The sequence below is a fragment of the Stenotrophomonas sp. SY1 genome, assembly GCF_021202945.1.
Classification (GTDB): domain Bacteria; phylum Pseudomonadota; class Gammaproteobacteria; order Xanthomonadales; family Xanthomonadaceae; genus Stenotrophomonas.
On the sequence record NZ_JAJOYR010000001.1, the window covers coordinates 1,756,924 to 1,777,431 of the forward strand.

19 protein-coding genes are annotated in these 20,508 nt (G+C 65.9%); 14 read left to right on the forward strand and 5 right to left on the reverse strand.

What is annotated here, in order from left to right; genetic code table 11:
- Positions 1–101: 101 nt before the first annotated feature.
- Both greB and LR961_RS07270 read right to left on the reverse strand, forming a co-directional pair.
- Positions 102–608 (reverse strand): transcription elongation factor GreB, encoded by a 507-nt coding sequence (gene greB, locus LR961_RS07265; RefSeq protein ID WP_232147736.1) that lies wholly within the window; start codon positions 606–608, stop codon positions 102–104.
- A gap of 4 nt (positions 609–612) precedes the next feature.
- Positions 613–2,118 (reverse strand): helicase HerA-like domain-containing protein, encoded by a 1,506-nt coding sequence (locus LR961_RS07270; protein WP_232147737.1) that lies wholly within the window; start codon positions 2,116–2,118, stop codon positions 613–615.
- 124 nt (positions 2,119–2,242) lie between these two features.
- Here LR961_RS07270 and LR961_RS07275 point away from each other — a divergent pair, with 124 nt between their 5' ends.
- Positions 2,243–3,826, forward strand: coding sequence for a transglycosylase SLT domain-containing protein (locus LR961_RS07275; RefSeq protein WP_232147738.1), 1,584 nt, complete (start codon positions 2,243–2,245; stop codon positions 3,824–3,826).
- A gap of 356 nt (positions 3,827–4,182) precedes the next feature.
- Here LR961_RS07275 and asd read toward each other — a convergent pair whose 3' ends face one another.
- Positions 4,183–5,025 carry an archaetidylserine decarboxylase gene (gene asd / locus LR961_RS07280; protein ID WP_232147739.1) on the reverse strand — a complete coding sequence of 281 codons (843 nt, stop codon included), beginning with the start codon at positions 5,023–5,025 and terminating at the stop codon, positions 4,183–4,185.
- On the reverse strand, positions 5,022–5,669 hold the full coding sequence (locus LR961_RS07285; protein WP_232147740.1) for an SCO family protein: 648 nt from the start codon (positions 5,667–5,669) through the stop codon (positions 5,022–5,024). The genes asd and LR961_RS07285 overlap by 4 nt, the downstream gene beginning before the upstream one ends.
- A 226-nt stretch (positions 5,670–5,895) precedes the next feature.
- Here LR961_RS07285 and prmB point away from each other — a divergent pair, with 226 nt between their 5' ends.
- From prmB to LR961_RS07325, 8 genes are all read left to right on the forward strand, one after another.
- The gene (gene prmB / locus LR961_RS07290) at positions 5,896–6,825 is read left to right on the forward strand and encodes a 50S ribosomal protein L3 N(5)-glutamine methyltransferase (protein ID WP_232147741.1); all 930 of its coding nucleotides are present in this window, start codon (positions 5,896–5,898) and stop codon (positions 6,823–6,825) included.
- A gap of 76 nt (positions 6,826–6,901) precedes the next feature.
- Positions 6,902–8,008: a chorismate synthase gene (gene aroC, locus LR961_RS07295; RefSeq protein ID WP_232149263.1), complete on the forward strand. Its 1,107-nt coding sequence runs from the start codon at positions 6,902–6,904 to the stop codon at positions 8,006–8,008.
- The gene (locus LR961_RS07300; RefSeq protein WP_232147742.1) at positions 8,001–9,053 is read left to right on the forward strand and encodes a D-glycerate dehydrogenase; all 1,053 of its coding nucleotides are present in this window, start codon (positions 8,001–8,003) and stop codon (positions 9,051–9,053) included. The genes aroC and LR961_RS07300 overlap by 8 nt, the downstream gene beginning before the upstream one ends.
- Positions 9,054–9,134: 81 nt before the next feature.
- Entirely contained in the window at positions 9,135–10,160 is a 1,026-nt protein-coding gene (locus LR961_RS07305; RefSeq protein ID WP_232147743.1) for an aspartate-semialdehyde dehydrogenase, read from the forward strand.
- 107 nt (positions 10,161–10,267) lie between these two features.
- Positions 10,268–12,127: a FimV/HubP family polar landmark protein gene (locus LR961_RS07310; protein ID WP_232147744.1), complete on the forward strand. Its 1,860-nt coding sequence runs from the start codon at positions 10,268–10,270 to the stop codon at positions 12,125–12,127.
- Positions 12,128–12,140: 13 nt separating this feature from the next.
- Positions 12,141–12,500, forward strand: a complete 360-nt coding sequence (locus tag LR961_RS07315) for a VOC family protein (RefSeq protein ID WP_232147745.1) — start codon at positions 12,141–12,143, stop codon at positions 12,498–12,500.
- 90 nt (positions 12,501–12,590) lie between these two features.
- The gene (gene truA, locus LR961_RS07320; protein ID WP_232147746.1) at positions 12,591–13,364 is read left to right on the forward strand and encodes a tRNA pseudouridine(38-40) synthase TruA; all 774 of its coding nucleotides are present in this window, start codon (positions 12,591–12,593) and stop codon (positions 13,362–13,364) included.
- On the forward strand, positions 13,361–14,026 hold the full coding sequence (locus LR961_RS07325) for a phosphoribosylanthranilate isomerase (RefSeq protein WP_232147747.1): 666 nt from the start codon (positions 13,361–13,363) through the stop codon (positions 14,024–14,026). Before truA ends, LR961_RS07325 begins: the two co-directional genes overlap by 4 nt.
- 159 nt (positions 14,027–14,185) lie before the next feature.
- Here LR961_RS07325 and LR961_RS07330 read toward each other — a convergent pair whose 3' ends face one another.
- Positions 14,186–15,076, reverse strand: a complete 891-nt coding sequence (locus LR961_RS07330) for a LysR family transcriptional regulator (protein ID WP_232147748.1) — start codon at positions 15,074–15,076, stop codon at positions 14,186–14,188.
- Positions 15,077–15,171: 95 nt separating this feature from the next.
- Here LR961_RS07330 and trpB point away from each other — a divergent pair, with 95 nt between their 5' ends.
- The 5 genes from trpB to glmM all read left to right on the forward strand — a co-directional run bounded on the left by trpB (position 15,172) and on the right by glmM (position 20,484).
- Positions 15,172–16,389 (forward strand): tryptophan synthase subunit beta, encoded by a 1,218-nt coding sequence (gene trpB / locus LR961_RS07335; protein ID WP_232147749.1) that lies wholly within the window; start codon positions 15,172–15,174, stop codon positions 16,387–16,389.
- Entirely contained in the window at positions 16,386–17,036 is a 651-nt protein-coding gene (locus LR961_RS07340) for a hypothetical protein (RefSeq protein WP_232147750.1), read from the forward strand. The genes trpB and LR961_RS07340 overlap by 4 nt, the downstream gene beginning before the upstream one ends.
- Before the next feature lie 7 nt (positions 17,037–17,043).
- Complete coding sequence (gene trpA / locus LR961_RS07345) at positions 17,044–17,847, forward strand: tryptophan synthase subunit alpha (RefSeq protein WP_232149264.1); 804 nt, start codon at positions 17,044–17,046, stop codon at positions 17,845–17,847.
- Positions 17,848–18,247: 400 nt separating this feature from the next.
- Positions 18,248–19,129, forward strand: a complete 882-nt coding sequence (gene accD / locus LR961_RS07350; RefSeq protein WP_232147751.1) for an acetyl-CoA carboxylase, carboxyltransferase subunit beta — start codon at positions 18,248–18,250, stop codon at positions 19,127–19,129.
- Positions 19,129–20,484 (forward strand): phosphoglucosamine mutase, encoded by a 1,356-nt coding sequence (glmM, locus tag LR961_RS07355; protein ID WP_232147752.1) that lies wholly within the window; start codon positions 19,129–19,131, stop codon positions 20,482–20,484. Before accD ends, glmM begins: the two co-directional genes overlap by 1 nt.
- Positions 20,485–20,508: the final 24 nt, after the last annotated feature.

The following is a 20,508-nucleotide window of genomic DNA, read 5'->3' on the forward strand; positions in this document are numbered from 1 at the left end:
GTATGGCGTTGTCGTGCGCTTACATCCCTTTGATTCCACGGCGACGACATGATGGATGCATGCGCCTGCGTATGTGCAGTTTGCGCGGATTTACGTCGATTTCAGTGCGGTGCATAGCGGATGGACAGCACCGCGAAGGTGTGTGGTCCGGCGGGCAGTTCCACGGTGAATTCGTCGTCGACACGCTTCTTCAGCAACGCGCGCGCCAGTGGTGAATCGATACTGATCCAGCCAGCAGGTGCGTCCGTTTCGTCCGGACCGACGATGCGATAGTTCAGCGTTTCACCCGAGTGCACATTCTCCAGTTCGACCGTCGCGCCAAAGAACACCGCGTCCGGATCGCTGGGCGTGGTGTCCACCACGCGCAGCGATTCCAGCCGCTTGCTCAGGTAACGCACGCGACGGTCGATCTCGCCCAGCTGCTTCTTGCGGTACGTGTACTCGGCGTTCTCGGAGCGGTCGCCTTCCGCCGCTGCCGCCGCCAGCGCCTTGACCACTTCAGGCCGGCGCTGGCGCCACAGTTCATCCAGCTCGGCCTTCAGCCGTGCATGCCCCTGTGGGGTGATCAGGGCGGTGCTCTTTTCCGCCGGGGGCCGCCAACGACTCATCGGCTCAACGCTTGCCGCCGAAGATGCCGCCGAGGATGCCGCGCACGATCTGGTTGCCCAGCTTGGTGCCGACGGTGCGGGTGGTCTGCTTGGCCATCGTCTCGATCATGCCCTGACGGCGCTTGGTGCCGAAGATGGCGTCCTTGATGCTCTGGCCGAAGCCGCCATCCTGCTCGTCATCCTGCTGGCGGGTGCGGGCCTTTGGGGCGTCGGTCTTTTCAACCGCTTTTTCCGCGCGTTGTGCCAGCAGTTCCGCTGCCGATTCGCGGTTGATGGCCGTGTCGTAGCGGGTGCCGACCGGGCTGCCCGCACGCACCTGCGCGCGTTCGGCATCGGTGATCGAACCCATGCGGCAACGCGGCGGTGCGATCAGGGTCTTCTGCACCGGCGCGGGAATGCCCTTGTCCTGCAGCGTGGAGACCAGTGCTTCGCCGGTGCCAAGCTGGGACAGCGTGGCGACCACGTCGAGTTTGGGGTTCTGCACGAAGGTCTGCGCCGCCGTCTTCACCGCCTTCTGGTCACGCGGGGTGAACGCGCGCAAGGCATGCTGCACGCGGTTGCCGAGCTGGCCGAGGATGTCGCCCGGCACGTCGTCCGGGAACTGCGAGCAGAAGTACACGCCCACGCCCTTGGAGCGGATCAGCCGTACCACCTGCTCGATGCGCTGCACCAGCGCCGGCGGTGCGTCGTCGAACAACAGATGCGCCTCGTCGAAGATGAAGACCAGCTTGGGCTTTTCCAGGTCGCCCACTTCCGGCAACGTCTCGAACAGCTCCGACAGCAGCCACAGCAGGAAGGTGGAATACAGGCGCGGCTTGAGGATCAGCTGCGCGGCGGCGAGGATGCCGATCACGCCACGGCCGTCGTGGTTGACCCGCATGATGTCGGCCAACTCCAGTGCCGGCTCGCCGAAGAAGGCTTCGCCGCCATCCTGCGACAGGCGCAGCAGCGAGCGTTGGATCGCCGCCACCGATTGCGCGCTGACCAGGCCATATTCGGTGGAGATGTCCTTGCGCTCTTCGGCCACCAGGTTGAGCAGGGCGCGCAGATCGTCCAGATCAAGCAGCAGCAGGCCGCGGTCGTCGGCCAGCTTGAACACGATATCGAGCACGCCGGACTGGGTGTCGTTGAGTTCAAGAATGCGCGAAAGCAGGGTGGGGCCCATTTCGCTGACGGTGGTGCGGACCGGGTGGCCCAGCTTGCCGTACAGGTCCCAGAACACCACCGGGCTGGCGGCCGGAGCGTAGTTCTCCACGCCGATCTCGCTCGCGCGCTGGGTGAGTTTCTCGCCGCCTTCACCGGCAACCGCCAGGCCGGCCACGTCGCCCTTCACGTCGGCCAGGAACACCGGCACGCCCAGCCGCGAGAACCCTTCGGCCAGCGTCATCAAGGTCACCGTCTTGCCGGTGCCGGTCGCGCCGGCGACCAGTCCGTGGCGGTTGCCGAAACGCGGGAGCAGGGTGACGGCGATGTCGTCGGTGACGCCTTTGCCGAGCAGGATCGGATCCATGGAGGCACTCGATAAATGAATGAGGAGAGGATTCTAACGGCCGACTGTATCGGCAAGGTGGCATTGTTGCCCCCGGACAAGTCTGGCGGCTACCCTGCTTCACCTTTCGCCCGCAGTGTCGCTGATGCCCGTTTCCCTGTTTCCGGTACGTCCCTTGCCGCTGTTGGTGGCTGTTTCACTGTTGACCGTGATGCCGGCGGCGCATGCGCTGTCTGCACGCGACAAGACCAAGGTGGATGCCATCGAGGCGCGCATGACCGCCGCGGAGAAGCGCTACAACGACGCGCTGGTGCTGGTCACCAACGCTGATCCGAAGGGCGTCAGCGAGGGTGATGCCGCGTTGGAGGACATGGAAGATGTGATCAGTGCCTGCATCAGCCAGAAGGGCTGTCAGGTCAGCAATCTGTTGCCGACCTACAAGCGCCTGCTCAAGCAGCAGTCTGACAGCGCAGGCGAGGGCGGCGACGGCCAGACCGGCCCGTTGGAAGCCGATCCGGACCACGTGGCACCGCTGGTGGCCGATGTGCCCGAAGCCGCACGCGCCGCCGCGCTGCTCAACGACCATCGCCATGCTTTCGACGAGATGGTCGAGTACAACCCGGCCATCCAGGCCGGCATCCGCCGCTGGCTCACCGATATGCGTCCGTCGCTGCTGACCAGCTACGAGAACTACATGAACCTGCGCGCGGTGATGTGGCCGGAGTGGGAAAAGAGTGCGCTGCCCGAAGCGTTGCTGTTCGGCATCATGGCCAAGGAATCCAATGGCCGCGTGCATGCCTCCTCGCGTGTCGGTGCGGCGGGCCTGATGCAGTTCATGCCGGCCACCGGCCGTCGTTTCGGCCTGGGTCCGGATGGCACCGGCTTTGATACGCGGTTTGATGCGCGCAGTGCCGCCGAGGCCAGCGCCGCGTATATGAACGAGCGCATGCGCGGGCTCAACCGCAACATCGAGTACGCCTTGGCGGCGTACAACGGCGGCGAAGGCCGCGCCGCGCGCATCTACCGTGAGGCCGGTGGGCAGAGCTTCTGGACCGATTCGGCCTACAACCAGTTCCCGGGCGAAACCAAGGACTACGTGCCGATGGTGATCGCCGCGGCGTGGATCTTCCTGCACCCGCAGCAGTACGGCGTGGAGTTTCCCAAGGTCAACGCGCAGCCTGCGACGATCCGGCTGGCCAAATCGACCACCATCTACGAGCTGACCATCTGCCTGGGCAGCACCGGCACCCGCGATGGCTATATGCGGGTACTGCGCAATCTCAATCCGCGTTATGAAGCTGACGGCTGGATTCCGTCCGGCACCACGATCAATGCGACCACGCGTATCGCGGGCCTGTACAACCGTTATTGCGTGAGCGGGCCGCGTGCCGACCTGGCGCGCGCGCTGATCACCGCCGATATCAACGCGGCGATCAAGCGCCCTTCAGCGGCTACCTTTACCGGCAGCGTGGCGGTGGGCGATGTGGAGTCGATGCAGTCTGCTCAGGCGGTTGCGCCGATGGCGGCGCCGGCGCCGGCGCGTCCGGCTCCTGCACCGGCCCGAAGGGCCGCACGCAGCTACACGGTCGCCAAGGGCGACACCCTCGGGCGGATCGCCAGCCGCTTCCAATGCGAAGTGCCGGTACTGGCACGGGCCAACGGACTGCGCGCACCGGCGTATTCGATCCGGCCTGGCCAGAGTTTGAAGCTGGAAGGGTGTGATCGCTGAGATTTGGCATCAGTTGCATGAGAAAGGGCGCCGCGAGGCGCCCTTTTTTGTTTGGAGCGGAAGGCTTACCCCTCCCCAATCCTCCCCTTGGCTACGCCAAAGGGAGGGGCGGATCACTTGACCGGTCAGATTGCAGGTAACCGCTCTTGCTCCCTCCCTTTGGCGTAGCCAAGGGGAGGGTTGGGGAGGGGTGCTTCGGGCATTCTGCAGGAGCGGCGTAAGCCGCGAAGCCACTGTCGTTTCATGTGCAGGCGCGCTCAGCCATCCAGCACATTGCAGTTGCCGGCGTGTCCTTTGTGGGGAAGCCTCACCAGCTTCGCGGCTTGCGCCGCTCCTGCAACTGCCTGTGACCGGCCTTACTTGAGCTTGGCCAGTGCCTGGCCCAGCTGCACCGGGCTTTCGGCTTTCAGTGACGGATCGAACTCGGCCACGCCCGGCGGCAGCAGCACGATCACCGTGGAGCCATAGTTGAAGCGCGCCATTTCGGCGAAGCGCTCCAGCGTTATGCCCTTGCCGCGCCAGTCCTCGCGGGTGATGCGGTCGCCGTAAGCAGGAATTTCCTCGCCGCTCCAGGTCGTTTCCACGCCGCTGACCAGCAGCGCGCCAACCATCACCTGCACCATCGGCCCGAAATCGGTGTCGAAATGGCAGACCAGCCGTTCGTTGCGGGCAAACAGACGCGGCACGTTGGCCACCGCATCGGTGCCTACGCTGAACAGCCGGCCCGGGACATGCACGGTCTCGCGCAGGGTGCCAGTCCAGGGCATGTGCACGCGGTGGTAATCGCGCGGGGACAGGTACACCGTGGCGAACAGGCCGTTGTTGAACGGCTCGGCGTCGGCGGCATCACCGAGCAGTTCGGCAGCGGTGAACGATTGGCCCTTGGCCTGGAAGATGCGGCCGTCCTGGATCGGGCCCAGCTGACTGATGCGGCCATCGGCCGGCATGGTCAGCGTACGCGGATCGGCAGCGGCCACGCGTGCGCCCGGCTTCAGTGCGCGGGTGAAGAATGCATTGAAGCTGGGGTAGCTGCGCGGGTCCGGATTGGCGGCTTCGGCCAGGTTGACCTTGAACTTCTCGGTCACCGTGTCGATCAGCCAGCGCGAAATCGTGGGGTTCTGCGAATAGGCCAGCGAGCGCGCCATCGACGACAGCAGGCGATGGGGCAGGACGTAGGTCAGTGTTGTTGCCAGACTCATGGTGCGGTGTTCTCGGTGAGCTTTGTCAGGTCGCTGGCGATGGCCTGCGGGTTGAACGGGGGGCGCATCAGCCCGGCCAGGCGGCCTTCGGGGTCGAGCACGGCGATGCTGGCCGAGTGATCCATGCTGTAGTCGCCGGGGTTTTCTTCGAAATGCTCGCCCGGCACCTTCTGGAACACCATGCCCAGCGAGGTGGCAAAGCGCTCCAGTGACGGCACGTCGGCGGTCGCGGCCAGGGTGTCCTTGTGGAAGGCATGGGCGTACTCGCCCAGGCGCGCCGGGGTGTCGCGCTCCGGGTCCACCGAGACGAACACCACGCGTGGGCGCAAGCTGTCAGGGATGGATTGCCACTGCTTCTGGGCCTGCGCCAGTTCGGTCAGGGTGGTCGGGCACACGTCCGGGCAGGAGGTGAAGCCCAGGAACACCAGCGTCCAATGGCCACGCAGCTCGCCGGGGATCAGGCGGGTGCCGTCGGACTGGGCCAGGTCGAACTCCGGCAGAGTGCGCGGGGTGCCGTAGAAGATGATCGAGCTGGTGCCGTTGGTGCCCTTGTTGGAGGGGCCGAACACCTTCTGGGCCAGTACCAGGCCCAGACCGGCGGCCAGGGCGATGGCAAGGATGATGCCTACATTACGGTTGAACATGGGCCGTTGTTTCCGTTCGGGTAGAGGGCGTGGCAGGCGTGTGGCCCCGGGCGGGACTCGGGAGTTTAGGGGATTGCAGGGCGTGGCTGGCATGCGCCAGAGGCCGTTCTGGCCCTGATTCGGCGCCTTTTGGCGGCCGTTGCCGAAGCTTTCCACTGCAACTGGCCACTCAATATAGCCGGGCGGGCGCCTATAATCGCCGACCATTCAAGTATTTCCGCATGCCATGACTGCCCAAGCGGCCGCTGAACTCCACACGATCATCGATCTGATCCGCTACGGCGCCAGCCGTTTCAATGCCGCTGGCCTGACCTTCGGCCACAGCTACGACAACGCCCTGGATGAATCCACCCAGCTGGTGCTGCACAGCCTGCACCTGCCGCCGGACCTCGGCCCGGCCTACGGCACGGCGCGGCTGCTGCTGGACGAACGCGAGCGCGTGCTGGCGTTGTTCGAACGCCGCATCACCGAGCGCCAGCCGGCGGCCTACCTGACCGGTGAAGCCTGGTTCGCGGGCCTGAGCTTCAAGAGCGACTCGCGTGCGCTGGTGCCGCGTTCGCCGATTGCCGAGCTCATCCTCAACGGTTTCGAACCGTGGCTGGCCGGGCGTGATGTCACCCGCGCGCTGGACCTGTGCACCGGTTCGGGCTGCATCGCCATCGCCATGGGCCACTACTACCCGAACTGGCAGGTGGATGGCAGCGACGTCAACGACGCCGCTCTGTCGCTGGCGGTCGAGAACAAGGAACGCCTGCTCGCCCACAACGTGGAGCTGGTCAAGAGCGACCTGTTCAACGGCCTGCAGGGCCGTGTGTACGAGCTGATCGTGACCAACCCGCCGTACGTGACCAACGACGAGACCGACGCACTGCCGCAGGAGTACTCGCACGAGCCGGACCTGGCCCTGCGCGCCGGTGACGATGGCCTGGACCTGGTGCTGAAGATCCTGCGCGATGCGCCGGACCATCTCACCGAAGAAGGCCTGCTGATCTGCGAAGTGGGCGAGTCCGAGCAGCACCTGATCAAGCTGTTGCCGGAAGTGGACTTTGCCTGGATCGAATTCAAGGTCGGCCAGATGGGCATCTTCGCGGTGGAAGCGGCCGAGCTGCGCGCCCACCATGCGCGGATCGCCGAACTGGCGGCACAGCGCCCGTAAGGACGCAGGCGGCGAAGGCCCTGGCCTTCGCCGTGTTCTCCCCGGTGCGGGATTGACGGCTCAAGCGCAGGACAGAATCGGCAACGTGAATACCTTCGGACAACTCTTTCGTGTCACCACCTTCGGCGAATCGCATGGGCCGGCCATCGGCTGCGTGATCGACGGTTGTCCTCCGGGGCTGGAAATCGCCCCGGAAGAATTCACCCATGACCTGCAGCGCCGTGCCACCGGCAAGAGCCGCCACACTTCCGCGCGCCGCGAGGCCGACGAGGTGGAAATCCTGTCCGGCGTCTACGAAGGCCGCACCACCGGTACGCCGATCGCGTTGCTGATCCGCAACACCGACCAGCGCAGCAAGGACTACAGCAACATCGCCCAGCAGTTCCGTCCGGGCCATGCCGATTACAGCTACTGGCAGAAGTACGGCATCCGTGACCCGCGCGGTGGTGGCCGTTCCTCGGCGCGTGAAACCACCATGCGTGTTGCTGCCGGCGTCATCGCCAAGAAGTGGTTGCTGCAGCGTTATGGGGTGACCGTGCGCGGCTACCTGTCGCAGCTGGGCGAGATCACCCCGGCCGGTTTCGACTGGAGCGTGGTTGAGGAAAACCCTTTCTTCTGGCCCGACGCCGCCCAGGTGCCGGCGCTGGAGGCGTACATGGATGCGCTGCGCAAGTCCGGTGACTCGGTCGGTGCGCGCGTGAACGTGGTCGCCGATGGCGTGCCGCCGGGCTGGGGTGAGCCGATCTACGGCAAGCTCGATGGCGACATCGCCGCTGCGCTGATGAGCATCAATGCGGTCAAGGGCGTGGAGATCGGCGATGGCTTTGCCGCCGCCGCGCAGAAGGGCACTGAACACCGTGACCTGATCAGCCCGGAAGGCTTCCAGTCCAATCATGCCGGCGGCATCCTAGGTGGCATCTCCACCGGGCAGCAGATCGTCGCCTCGATGGTGCTCAAGCCCACCTCCAGCCTGCGTCTGCCCGGCGCCACGGTGGACACGGCCGGCAATGCGGTCGATGTGATCACCACCGGCCGCCACGACCCCTGCGTCGGCATCCGGGCCACGCCCATTGCCGAGGCGATGCTGGCGCTGGTGCTGGTCGATCAGGCGCTGCGCCACCGTGCGCAGTGCGGTGACGTCGGTCAGATGACCCCGCGCATCCCGGGCAGCATTGATGGCTGAACCACGGCCCCGCGTCTGGGTATCGCAGCCGCTGTTCGACGACACCGTCGCGCAGCTGGCCGCGTACTGCGACGTGGTCGCCACGCCGGAAGTCACCGCGCATGAGAGCGCGTCGACCGGTGCTCGTCTGGCCGGCATGGACGGCGCGCTGATCACGCTCAACGAGCGCGTCGGTGCGGCCGAGATCGCCAACGCGCCGGACCTGAAGATCGTTGCCAACGTCGGTGTCGGCTACAACAACCTGGACATCGCGACCTTGAGCGCGGCGGGCATCATCGCCACCAACACGCCGGACGTGCTCACCGAAACCACCGCCGACCTGGGCTTCTCGCTGCTGATGGCGGCGGCGCGGCGCATCGTCGAATCGGACCGCTGGCTGCGCGAAGGCAACTGGGGGCAGTGGTCGTTCACCACCATGCTCGGTGCCGACCTGCACCGCAGCACCTTGGGCATCCTTGGCATGGGGCGGATCGGCCAGGCCATCGCCCGTCGCGGCCATCACGGCTTCGGCATGAAGGTGCTGTACCACAACCGCTCGCGGCTGCCGCAGGAGATCGAGCAGGATGTGGGGGCGCGTTACGTCGGCTTCGACGAGCTGCTGGCCAGCGTCGATCACCTGGTGCTGGTGCTGCCGTACACCGTGCAGAATCATCACATCATCAATGCCGACGCACTGGCGAAGATGAAGCCCACCGCCACGTTGGTGAACATCGCCCGCGGCGGCATCGTCGACGAACTGGCCTTGGCCGATGCGCTGGCCAATGGCCGGCTGGCCTCGGCCGGGCTGGATGTCTACGAAGGCGAGCCGAACGTTCGACCGGAACTGCTGGCGCTGCGCAACATCGTGCTGACCCCGCATATCGGCAGCGCCTCGCTGGCCACGCGCCGGGCGATGGTGCAGGTGGCAGTGGACAACCTGCTGGCCGGGTTGGGCGTGGGGCCGGATGCCGGCCGTCCCGCCAATGCAGTCAATGCCGAACTGCTGACCAGCGGCACCGCCCGCATGGCCATTGCCGGCAGCAAAATCGACACCAAAAAACGATAGGGAGCCTCCGAGGCTGTCTGCCGGAGGTTCCCCGAACCTGGCTCGACGTGTGTCCCCCCATCCTTTTTTCGAGTGCACCCCATGAGCAATGAAGCCCGTCGTTTCCATGTAGCCGTTGTTGGCGCCACCGGCGCGGTCGGCCAGACCATGTTGTCGATCCTGGCCGAGCGCAACTTCCCGATCAGCAAGCTGACCCTGCTTGCCTCCGAGCGTTCGGCCGGCCAGCAGGTTGATTTCGAAGGCGAGAAGATCACCATCCAGGACCTGGCCACATTCGACCCGGCCGGTGTCGAAATCGCCCTGTTCTCGGCAGGTGGTGGTATTTCGAAGGAATTCGCGCCCAAGTTCGCCGCCGCCGGCGCAGTGGTGATCGACAACTCCTCGACCTTCCGTTACGACGACGATGTGCCGCTGGTGGTGTCCGAGGTCAATCCGGAAGCGGCGAAGAACCGCCCGCGCGGCATCATCGCCAATCCGAACTGCTCGACCATGCAGCTGATGCCGGTACTGGCGCCGATCCATCGCGAATACGGCATCGAGCGCATCAACGTGGCCACCTACCAGTCCGTCTCCGGTGCCGGCCAGACCGGCATGGAGGAACTGGGCAAGCAGACCGCGCAGCTGCTGGGCTTCCAGGAAATCGAGCCCAAGAAGTTCCCTGTGCAGATCGCCTTCAACCTGATCCCGCACATCGACGAGTTCCTGGACAACGGCTTCACCAAGGAAGAAATGAAGCTGGTCTGGGAAACCCGCAAGATACTGGGCGATGACAGCATCCTGGTGAACCCGACCGCCGTGCGCGTGCCGGTGTTCTATGGCCACTCCGAGGCCGTCAACATCGAGACCAAGAAGAAGATCACCACCGAGCAGGCCCGTGAGCTGCTGGCCAGCGCCCCGGGCGTGAAGGTCGTCGACGAGCGCAAGGCCGGCGGTTATCCCACCCCGGTCACCCACGCCTCGGGCACCGACCCGGTCTATGTCGGTCGCATCCGTGAAGACATCTCGCACCCGCGTGGTCTGAACATGTGGGTGGTGGCCGACAACATCCGCAAGGGCGCCGCGCTCAATGCCGTGCAGGTAGCCGAACTGGTCGCCAACGGCGGCTGATCAGGCGGCGGATTGATGCCTCAGGATGCCGACCTCATGCCGGCATCCTGGGTGGAGCGTGAAATACGCGGTACTCCAAAGCCAGGTCAGCCGTTATATTTGCCGCCATGAAACTTCCAGGCAGGGGCGCGACGCGCTCGATACAAGGCGCACTCGTACTCATCCTGGCGCTGTTCAGCAGCGCGGCGATGGCCTTGGGGCTGGGCAACATCCGCGTGCTGTCCAAGCCCGGCCAACCGTTGTTGGCTGAGATTCCCGTCATTTCCAGCGATCCGGGCGAGCTTGAGCAGGCGCGTGCGGGCCTTGCCGCGCCGGCCACCTTCGAGCGCGTGGGCCTGCCGCCGCCGCAAGGGCTGGTCAGCGAACTGCAGTTCCAGTTCGCGCAGGATCGGGAAGGTCGCGCTGTCATCCGTGTTACCAGTGCGGCGCCGGTGCACGTGCCTTCGGTGGGCTTCCTGATTGAAGTGGACTGGGGGCAGGGCCGCCTGGTACGCGAGTACTCGGCGCTGGTGGCCGCCCCGGAAACCGCCACGGCCGTGGCCGAGCCGGTGATCGAAGCGCCGGCAGCAGCGCCCTCCAACCTGATTGCGCGCGAACCCGAGCCGCTGTCTGCAGCGCCGGCGCCTGCGTCGGCAGCGCCTGTTGCGGCAGGTCCCGCTCCTGTCACCAGATCCGTGCCGGCCCCGCGTGCGGTCGCGCCGGTGGCCCGGGCCGAAGGCGAGCTGGGCAGGGTGGAACGTGGCCAGACGCTGTCGCAGATCGCCCGCGAGCTGGCGAGGGAAAGCGGTACGTCGCTGGATCAGGCCATGGTCGCGTTGCTGCGTGCCAACCCGGAGGCCTTCATCCGCGGCAACGTCAACCTGCTCAAGCAGGGTGCGGTGCTGCGGACCCCGGCGCAGGAAGAACTGGCCCGCGTGGATGCCGCCCAGGCACGTGCCATCGTCGGCGAACAGACCGCGCAATGGCGTCAGGCGCGCGCGCCGGTTCCGCAGCCGGCCATCGCCGATGCCGTTGATGCCCCGGTCAACCGGGCAGCAGCCGGCGCTGCCGCAAGCGGAGCACGGCTGGAGATCGCACCGGCCGTGGCCGGCGGGCAAAACACCGCAGGAATGACAACCGGTCTTGGTGCCGGTGGTGAGGGCGACATGCTGGCAAACGAACAACTGCAACAGGCCAAGGAAGAGCTGGCCACGCGCGATGCCGAATTGCAGGAGCTGCGCGAGCGCGTGGGCGAGCTGGAAAAACTGCAGAAGCAGCAGCAGTCGCTGATCGCGATGAAGGATTCGGATCTGGCAGCGGCACAGCAGCGGCTGGCCGATGCGGCCAAGCGCGAGAGCGGGCCGGGTACGGGTTGGATCTGGCTGGGCCTGGGTCTGCTGGTGCTGGGTGCCGTGGGCTGGTGGTTGTCGCGCCGACGCAAGCCCTCGCCGCTGCCGGTGGCGCGCAGCGGGTTTGGTCCGGAGAGCTTGGCTGCCGCTGTTCCCCTGGCACAGGTCGATGAAAGCGCCGCGCCTGATTCGCAGCAATGGCACCAGGAAAAGGATGAGGAACTGGAAGTCGGTGCGGACGGGGTATTTGAAGCGCCGGCTTCCGAGCGCGAGGAGATGTTCATGCCGGCCTGGTTGAAGCCTGTGGCCGAAGCCGAAGCCGAGCCGGTCGAGGCCGCAGTGGCACAGACACCGCCGGTTCTGTTGTTCAAGGCATCGCAGGGCGGTGAGCAGCTACGTGACATGGCGGTCACTCCCGAGCCGGCCGCAGCGGACGAAGCACGCTGGCTGGCGGGCGACATGGCCGCGGTTGCACCGCTGAATCCGGCGCCCGCCGGGCGCGAGCGTCTGGAGTTGGCCATTGCCTACCTCGATCTGGGCGATGCGGAAACCGCACGCACCCTGCTCAATGAAGTGGCAACCGGTACCGATCCGCGTGCGCGCAATGAGGCGCTGGAACTGCTTGCCCGGCTGACCTGAAGGAAACACCGTGATGAAACGCGAACGTCGGATCGACTATGTGGAATTCGCTTCGCGTGACCCGGCGGCAAGCCGGCGTTTCTTCGAGCAGGTGTTCGGCTGGCAGTTCGAGGACTACGGCCCTGATTACACCGCCTTCGATGACGGCGAACTGCAGGGTGGTTTCTTTCGTGGTGTGCCGGTCACCGCCCAGGTTGGCGCGCCGTTGGTGGTGCTTTACGCAGACTTCCTGGCACCCGTGCAGGAAGCCGTGCAAGCCCATGGTGGTGAAGTGATCAAACCGGTGTTCACCTTCCCGGGTGGTCGCCGCTTCCAGTTCATCGAGCCCGGCGGCAATGAACTGGCCGTGTGGTCCGAACGCGACAGCGATTGATCGTCGGCGGCACGTTGCATCGGCCTTGCGTCTTCAGCAATGGCCGCACGCTGCCGATGTAACGTTCCCAGCAGACAAAGAGGTTTGAAAATGCGTTACGCGCTGGGCGTGGAATACGACGGTAGTGAATTCAAGGGCTGGCAGCAGCTCGGTGAGCATGGCTGCATCAGCGTGCAGGCGACGCTGCAGGATGCGCTCTCGTCGGTGGCCGATGCGCCGGTCAGCGTGATCTGTGCAGGGCGCACCGATGCCGGGGTTCATGGCGAATGCCAGGTGGTGCATTTTGATACTGATGTGCCGCGTACGCCGCGCGGCTGGGTGCTGGGCACCACCACGCGGCTGCCGCCTTCGGTATGCGTGCGCTGGTGCGTGCCGGTGGCCGATGATTTCCACGCCCGCTTCTCGGCCAAGGCGCGGCGTTACCGCTACCGCATCCTCAACCGTCAGGTGCGTCCGGCCCTGTACCGGCAGACGTTGAGCTGGGAGCGGCGGGCATTGGATGCAGAGGCCATGCATCGCGCCGCGCAGGCGCTGCTGGGCGAGAACGACTTCAGTTCGTTCCGCAGCATCCAGTGCCAGGCGCTGCATGCCCGCCGCGAGCTTCAATCGATCTCGGTCGTTCGACAGGGCGATGTGGTGGAGGTGCAGGTGCAGGCCAACGCGTTCCTGCATCACATGGTGCGCAACATCGTGGGTTCACTATTGATGGTGGGCGCCGGTGAGAAGCCGGAGCATTGGATCGCGGAAGTGCTGGCCGTGCGTGATCGCAACCAGGCTGGCCCGACGGCTCCGCCACAAGGTTTGGTGTTCGTGGGGCCGCTGTATCCTGATCTTTGGCAATTGCCGGCGGAGGTGACGCTATGAGTCGTACCCTGTTGCGTACCCGTATCAAGTTCTGCGGTATGACCCGCGCCGGTGACATGCGCCTGGCCAGCGAACTGGGCGTGGATGCGGTCGGTTTCATCTTCGCCAAGGGCAGCGTGCGCCGCCTGGCACCGTCCGAGGCGCGCGCGATGCGCCAGGCGATCGCGCCGATGGTCGATGTCGTTGCGCTGTTCCAGCACAACAATCGCGAGGAAGTACGCGAGGTGCTGCGCGCCGTGCGGCCGACCTTGCTGCAGTTCCACGGCGACGAAGACGATGCGTTCTGTCGCAGCTTCAACATGCCGTATCTGAAGGCAATCGCGATGGGCGGCAATGCCGAGGTCACTGCGCGCGGATTGCAGCAGATGTATCCGCATGCGGCCGGCTTCCTGTTTGACAGCCATGCCCAGGGCGGAGGCGGTGGTACCGGGGTGGCGTTTGACTGGTCGCGGATTCCGGCAGGCGTGAACCGCCCGTACCTGCTGGCCGGTGGCATCCGCCCCGACAACGTGCATGACGCCATCTTGGCTACGCAGCCGTGGGGCGTGGATGTATCCAGCGGCATCGAATCGGCACCGGGCATCAAGGATGGCTACAAGATGCGCCAGTTCGTCGAGGAAGTGCGCCGCGCCGATGCCGAGGCACTCGCCGCGCAGGAGTGATCCGGTCAGCGTTCGTCCGGTAGGAGTGGCGCCCGTCGCGACGCTGGTGAACGAGTCGTTGTCGAGTGCCTGTGATCCAGAAGGCTCGGTTGCACGCCTTTGCGGCGCCGGAGGCATTTCAGCTCCGCAGCCGACACCGGTCCTGCCGGCGAGGTTGGCTCATGCCAGTTGCTTGCGCAGCCAGTCCGCCAACTGCGATACGCGCGGGTCTTCGCGATTGCCGGCGGTGCACAGCGCCCAGCAGCCTTCGGTGTCCACAAAACCCCACGGGGCGATCAGGCGGCCGTTGACCAGGTCGTCGGCCACCAGCGGTTCCGGTGCGATCGCCACGCCAAGGCCGGCCACGGCCGCTTCCAGCAGGTAGTACAGATGCTCGAAGCCGGTGCCGTATTCCAGATCCGTCGTCTGCATATCGTTGAGCGCAGCCCATGTTGGCCATGCCTGCGGACGTGAGCGGGTGTGCAGCAGCGGATGTGTGTTGATCGCGGTGGCGGGTTGATGCGCCAGGACGTGCGCGCCATGCATGGCCGGGCTGAACACCGGGCCGATCCGTTCGGTGGCCAGTACATGCACCTGCCAGGAAGCCGGCCACGGTGCCTGGCCGAGCATCAATGCCGCGTCCAGCCCTTCCAGGTGCGGGGTGAAATCGCCGTCCTGCGCGGCCAGGTGCAGGGTCAGGCCGGGCAGGTCGCGTTGCAGGTCCTGCAGGCGCGGGATCATCCAGCGCGCGAGCAGGCTGCCCGGGCAACCCAGCACGAACGCGTCGCCGCGTTGCGGGCGGCGCAGCGAGGCGATGCAATCACGCAGTTGCGAGAATGCGCCGGAAGTCGCTTCCAGCAGGCGGTTGCCGGCGGCGGTCGGGCGGATGCCGCGGCCATCGCGCTCGAACAGCGCGAGCCCGAGTTCTTCTTCCAGTGCGCGCAGCTGGCGGCTGACCGCGCCATGGGTGACATGCAGTTCGGTGGCAGCCTGGCTGACGCTGCGCAGGCGTGCGGCGGCCTCGAAGGCACGCAGGGCGTTGAGCGAGGGCAGGGCAGGGGGTGTCTTCATGTGAGTTTTTCTAACACATGAATGCCTATTTATCGATTTTTATGTCATCAGGGCTGCGTTAGAGTGCATGCCTGTTCCTCGCAAGCCGTTATCCCATGACTGACCCGTCGATCTCCGATTTCCACGCCTTCCCCGATGCCAGGGGGCATTTCGGCCGTTACGGCGGCAGCTTCGTGGCCGAGACGCTGGTCGGGCCGTTGCAGGAACTGGCAGCTGCCTACGACCAGGCGCGTGTAGATCCGGCCTTCATCGCCGCCTATGACAAGGATCTGAAGCATTACGTCGGCCGCCCCAGCCCGATCTACCACGCCGAACGGCTGAGCAAGGACGTGGGTGGTGCGCAGATCCTGCTCAAACGCGAGGACCTGAACCACACCGGCGCGCACAAGGTGAACAACACCATCGGCCAGGCATTGCTGGCCGCGCGCATGGGCAAGACCCGCATCATTGCCGAGACCGGCGCCGGCCAGCACGGCGTGGCCTCGGCCACGGTTGCCGCGCGGCTGGGCCTGGAATGCGTGGTGTACATGGGCGCCACCGATATCGAGCGGCAGAAGATCAACGTCTATCGCATGAAGCTGCTTGGCGCGACGGTGGTGCCGGTCAGCAGCGGCTCGGCCACGCTCAAGGACGCGCTCAATGAAGCGATGCGCGACTGGGTGACCAATGTGCGCGACACCTTCTACATCATCGGCACCGTTGCCGGCCCGGACCCGTACCCGCGCATGGTGCGTGATTTCAACGCCATCGTCGGCCGCGAGGCGCGCGCGCAGATGCTGGAGGACTACGGCCGGCTGCCGGATGCGATCACTGCCTGCGTGGGCGGTGGCTCCAATGCGATCGGCCTGTTCCATGCCTTCCTCAACGATCGCGAAGTGAAGATCTACGGCGCCGAAGCGGCCGGTGACGGTATCCACACCGGTCGTCACGCCGCGTCCATCTCGGCCGGTCGGCCGGGCGTGCTGCATGGCAACCGCACCTACGTGCTGTGCGACGACGATGGTCAGATCACTGAAACACACTCCATCTCCGCCGGCCTGGATTACCCGGGCGTCGGTCCGGAGCATTCGTTCCTGGCCGATACCGGCCGTGCGCAGTACGTCGGCATCACCGATGAAGAGGCACTGGCCGCGTTCCACCGGCTGACCCGCATCGAAGGCATCCTGCCGGCACTGGAATCCAGCCACGCGGTGGCACAGGCGATCAAGCTGGCGCGCGAACTGCCGAAGGATGCTCTGGTGCTGTGCAACCTGTCCGGTCGCGGTGACAAGGACGTGCACACCATCGCTGCTCGTGAAGGACTGGTGCTGTGAGCGGCCCGGTCATGCGCGGTGCGCTGTTGTGCGTGGTGGCCGGCTTGGCGGCCTGCACGCCTGCCGAACCGGAAGTGGTGCCTGCGGCAGCGGTTGCACCGGAGGTGGCGCCGCAGGTTGCCACCCCAGTCACCCCCGTTGCCCCGGTCGCCGTATCGGCTGCGGCACCCGTTGCCGATCTCGCACGGTTTGGTGAGCTCCGTATCGGCGCCCCGTTCGGCAAGGCGCCGGGCGACGAGGCCTTCGTCTCGGCAGGCATGCGTGAGTTGATGGAGGGCGATTGCGAGTATTACGACAAGGGCACGTTGCCCGAGGGCATGTCGATGATGGTGCTGGGCGACCACATCGCACGTTTCGAGGTCGATGTGACGGACGACCCCAGCATCAGGGTTGATGCCCCCGCTGCGGATGCGCCTGCGCTGCCCTTCGGGTTGTGGGTGGGCATGAGCGTGACCGAAGCGAAAACGCGCCTGCCTGCCGGCGTGGTGACCGGCCCGCATGCCTATGCCTCGCCGGATGGCGAGTACCTGACCTGGACTGACAAGGCCAACAAGCTGGCCCTTCGCCTGGAAACACTCAATGGGCTGGTGACCTCGATTTACTGGGGCCAGCCCGAAGCGGTTGAACTGATTGAAGGATGTGCCTGAGATGCCCGTGACCCGTATCGACGAATGCTTCGCCCGGCTGCGGGCTACCGGCCGCAAGGCGTTGATCCCGTTCGTGACCGCAGGTGATCCGTCGCTGGAAGCCACCGTGCCGGTGATGCATGCGCTGGTCGCTGCCGGTGCCGACGTGATCGAACTGGGCGTCCCGTTCTCCGACCCGATGGCCGACGGCCCCACCATCCAGCGCAGTTCCGAGCGGGCACTGGCCCGGGGCGCCAGCCTGCGTTTCGTGTTCGACAGCGTGGCCATCTTCCGCCAGCAGGACGCGACCACACCGGTGGTGCTGATGGGCTATCTCAACCCGGTCGAAATCCGGGGTGCGGCCCGGTTCGCCGAGGAGGCGATAGCGGCCGGCGTGGACGGCGTGCTGCTGGTGGATCTGCCGCCGGAGGAGGCCGAGGAAACCCGCGCGGCGTTCACTGCGGCTGGTCTGGCGCTGATCCTGCTCGCCTCGCCGACCAGTAGCGATGCTCGTCTCGACAGCCTTTGCGACGCTGCGCAGGGCTATCTGTACTACGTGAGCTTCGCCGGTGTCACCGGTGCTTCCGAACGGCTGGACAGCACCGCTGCTGGCGAGCGTCTGCGGTTGCTGCGCAGTCGTTCAAAGGCGCCGGTGGTAGCGGGTTTCGGCATCAAGGATGCAGCCAGTGCGACGGCCATGGCGGTTGATGCCGATGGCGTGGTGGTCGGCAGTGCCCTGGTCTCTGTAATGGCCGAGACAGCCAGTCCCGCTGCTGCGGCCGAGGCGGCCACTCGTTTCCTGCAGCCATTGCGCGACGCACTGGGGCACTGAACTGGGCTGAACTCCTCATCTGCCCTCCAGGCATCTTCTCCCGCCAACGGGAGAAGAGAAGGCAGTGCGCCCCGAGTAGTTGGTAGCCGATAGCCGGCCAGACCACGTAGCGCCAACCGCAAGTCTAGGCCATCCCTTCTCCCGCCTGCGGGAGAAGGTGGCGCGGAGCGCCGGATGAGGGATGGCTTTCCGCTTCAAGCTTCCCGCCATCTCCAGCGGGACATCTTCGCGGCTCAATTTCTCGGCCCCGGGGCCGGCTTTCCAGGCCGGCAAAGATGTCGGAACGTACGCAGCAGTAGGGATTCAGGCGTTGTCGCAGTACGCCGTGGTCGCAGGGGTGAGCTAGACTGTCGCCCCTGTCGCGGCCTCGGGGCCGCCCTGAATGGAACCATCATTCCGCATGAGTTGGCTCAGCAAGTTGATGCCGTCTGGCATCCGCACCGACAACACGCCCTCCAAGAAGCGCAGCGTCCCGGAAGGTCTCTGGGAAAAATGCAGCAGCTGTGGTGCGGCCCTGTACCGCCCCGAACTGGAAGAAAACCTCGAGGTCTGCCCCAAGTGCGGGCACCACATGGCCATCCGCGCCCGTGCGCGCCTGGCTTCGCTGTTCGACGCTGACAGCACCACCGAGATCGCCGCCCGTCTCGGGCCGACCGACGTGCTCAAGTTCAAGGATCAGAAGAAATACGTCGAGCGCATCAAGGCCAGCCAGAAGAACACCGGCGAGTACGACGCGCTGGTGGCCATGCGCGGCCTGCTGAAGGGGCGTCCGCTGGTGGCCTCTTCGTTCGACTTCGCCTTCATGGGCGGCTCGATGGGCTCGGTGGTCGGTGAGCGCTTCGCGCTGGCCGCTGAAACCGCACTGGAAATCGGTTCTCCCTACGTATGCTTCTCCGCCAGTGGCGGCGCGCGCATGCAGGAGGGCCTGTTCTCGCTGATGCAGATGGCCAAGACCTCGGCCGCGCTGGCAAAGCTGCGCGAAGCCGGCCTGCCGTACATCTCGGTGCTGACCCATCCGACCACCGGTGGTGTGTCGGCGTCGTTCGCGATGCTCGGCGACATCAACATCGCTGAGCCGCAGGCGTTGATCGGCTTTGCCGGCCCGCGCGTGATCGAGCAGACCGTGCGCGAGAAGCTGCCGGAAGGCTTCCAGCGCTCGGAATTCCTGCTCGAGCACGGCGCCATCGACCAGATCTGCGACCGCCGCGAAATGCGCGACCGCCTGGCCGACCTGCTGGGCATGATGACGCGCCAGCCGCAGCACCAGGACGCCGCCGCCTGATGAGCAGTCGCAAGTACTTCGGCACCGACGGCATCCGTGGCCGCGTCGGCCAGGGTGTGATTTCCGCTGATTTCGTCATGCGCCTGGGCAATGCGCTGGGCCGTGTGCTGGCCGAGCGCGGCGGCCACCAGCCGACCGTGGTGATCGGCAAGGACACGCGGATCTCCGGCTACATGTTCGAGTCGGCGCTGGAAGCCGGGTTGGTGGCGGCCGGTGCCAACGTGCAGCTGCTGGGGCCGATGCCGACCCCGGCGGTGGCATTCCTGGCGCATACGCTGGGCGCCGATGCCGGCATCGTCATCAGTGCCTCGCACAACCCGCATCACGACAACGGCATCAAGTTCTTCTCCGGTGAAGGCGAAAAGCTCGACGACGCTACTGAGCTGGCGCTGGAAGCGGCGTTGGATCAGCCCTTCGTTACGGTCGAGTCCGAGCATCTGGGCAAGGCGGTGCGCGCGCGCGATGCGGTCGGCCGTTACATCGAGTTCTGCAAGGCCAGCGTGCCGCGTCACTTCTACCTGCGTGGCCTGAAGGTGGTGCTCGATTGCGCCCATGGCGCCACGTACCACATCGCCCCGTTGCTGTTCCGCGAACTGGGTGCCGAGGTGATCGCCATTGGCGCAGAGCCCAACGGCGTGAACATCAATGACGGCGTAGGTTCGATGCACATCGACAACCTGTCGCGCAAAGTCATCGAGACCGGCGCGCACCTCGGTATCGCTTTCGATGGTGACGGCGACCGTGTGCTGATGGTCGACAACACCGGCGCCGCAGTCGATGGTGACGGCCTGTTGTACATCCTGGCCAAGGACTGGCAGGCCGAGGGTCGCCTGCGCGGCCCGGTGGTCGGCACCTTGATGACCAACTACGGCCTGGAGCAGGCGCTGGAGCGCCTGGGTATTGCGTTCGTCCGTGCCAATGTCGGTGACCGTTACGTGCACCAGGCGTTGGTTGAAGGCAATGGTGTGCTCGGCGGCGAAGCCTCTGGCCACATCCTGTGCCTGGACCGCGCCAGCACCGGCGACGCCATCGTCAGCGCCTTGCAGGTGCTCGAAGTGCTTGGCCGCAACGGCATCAGCCTGCGTCAGGCGCTGGAAGGCCTGGCTAATGTGCCGCAGAAGACCATCAATGTGCGGCTGGAAAGCGGCGCACGCGAAGTGGTCAGGAGCGAGTCGGTGCAGGCGGCACTCGCCGTCGCGCAGGCCGCAGTGGCTGGGCGGGGCAGGGCGTTCCTGCGTCCGTCGGGTACCGAGCCGGTGGTGCGGGTCACGGTCGAGGCCGACGAGGCCGGGCTGATGGCTGCCACGCTCGAAGCCCTGGCTGATGCGGTGCGTTCGGCTGCCGCACAGGTTTGAGCTGGATCATGGTGTTTCCCCGGG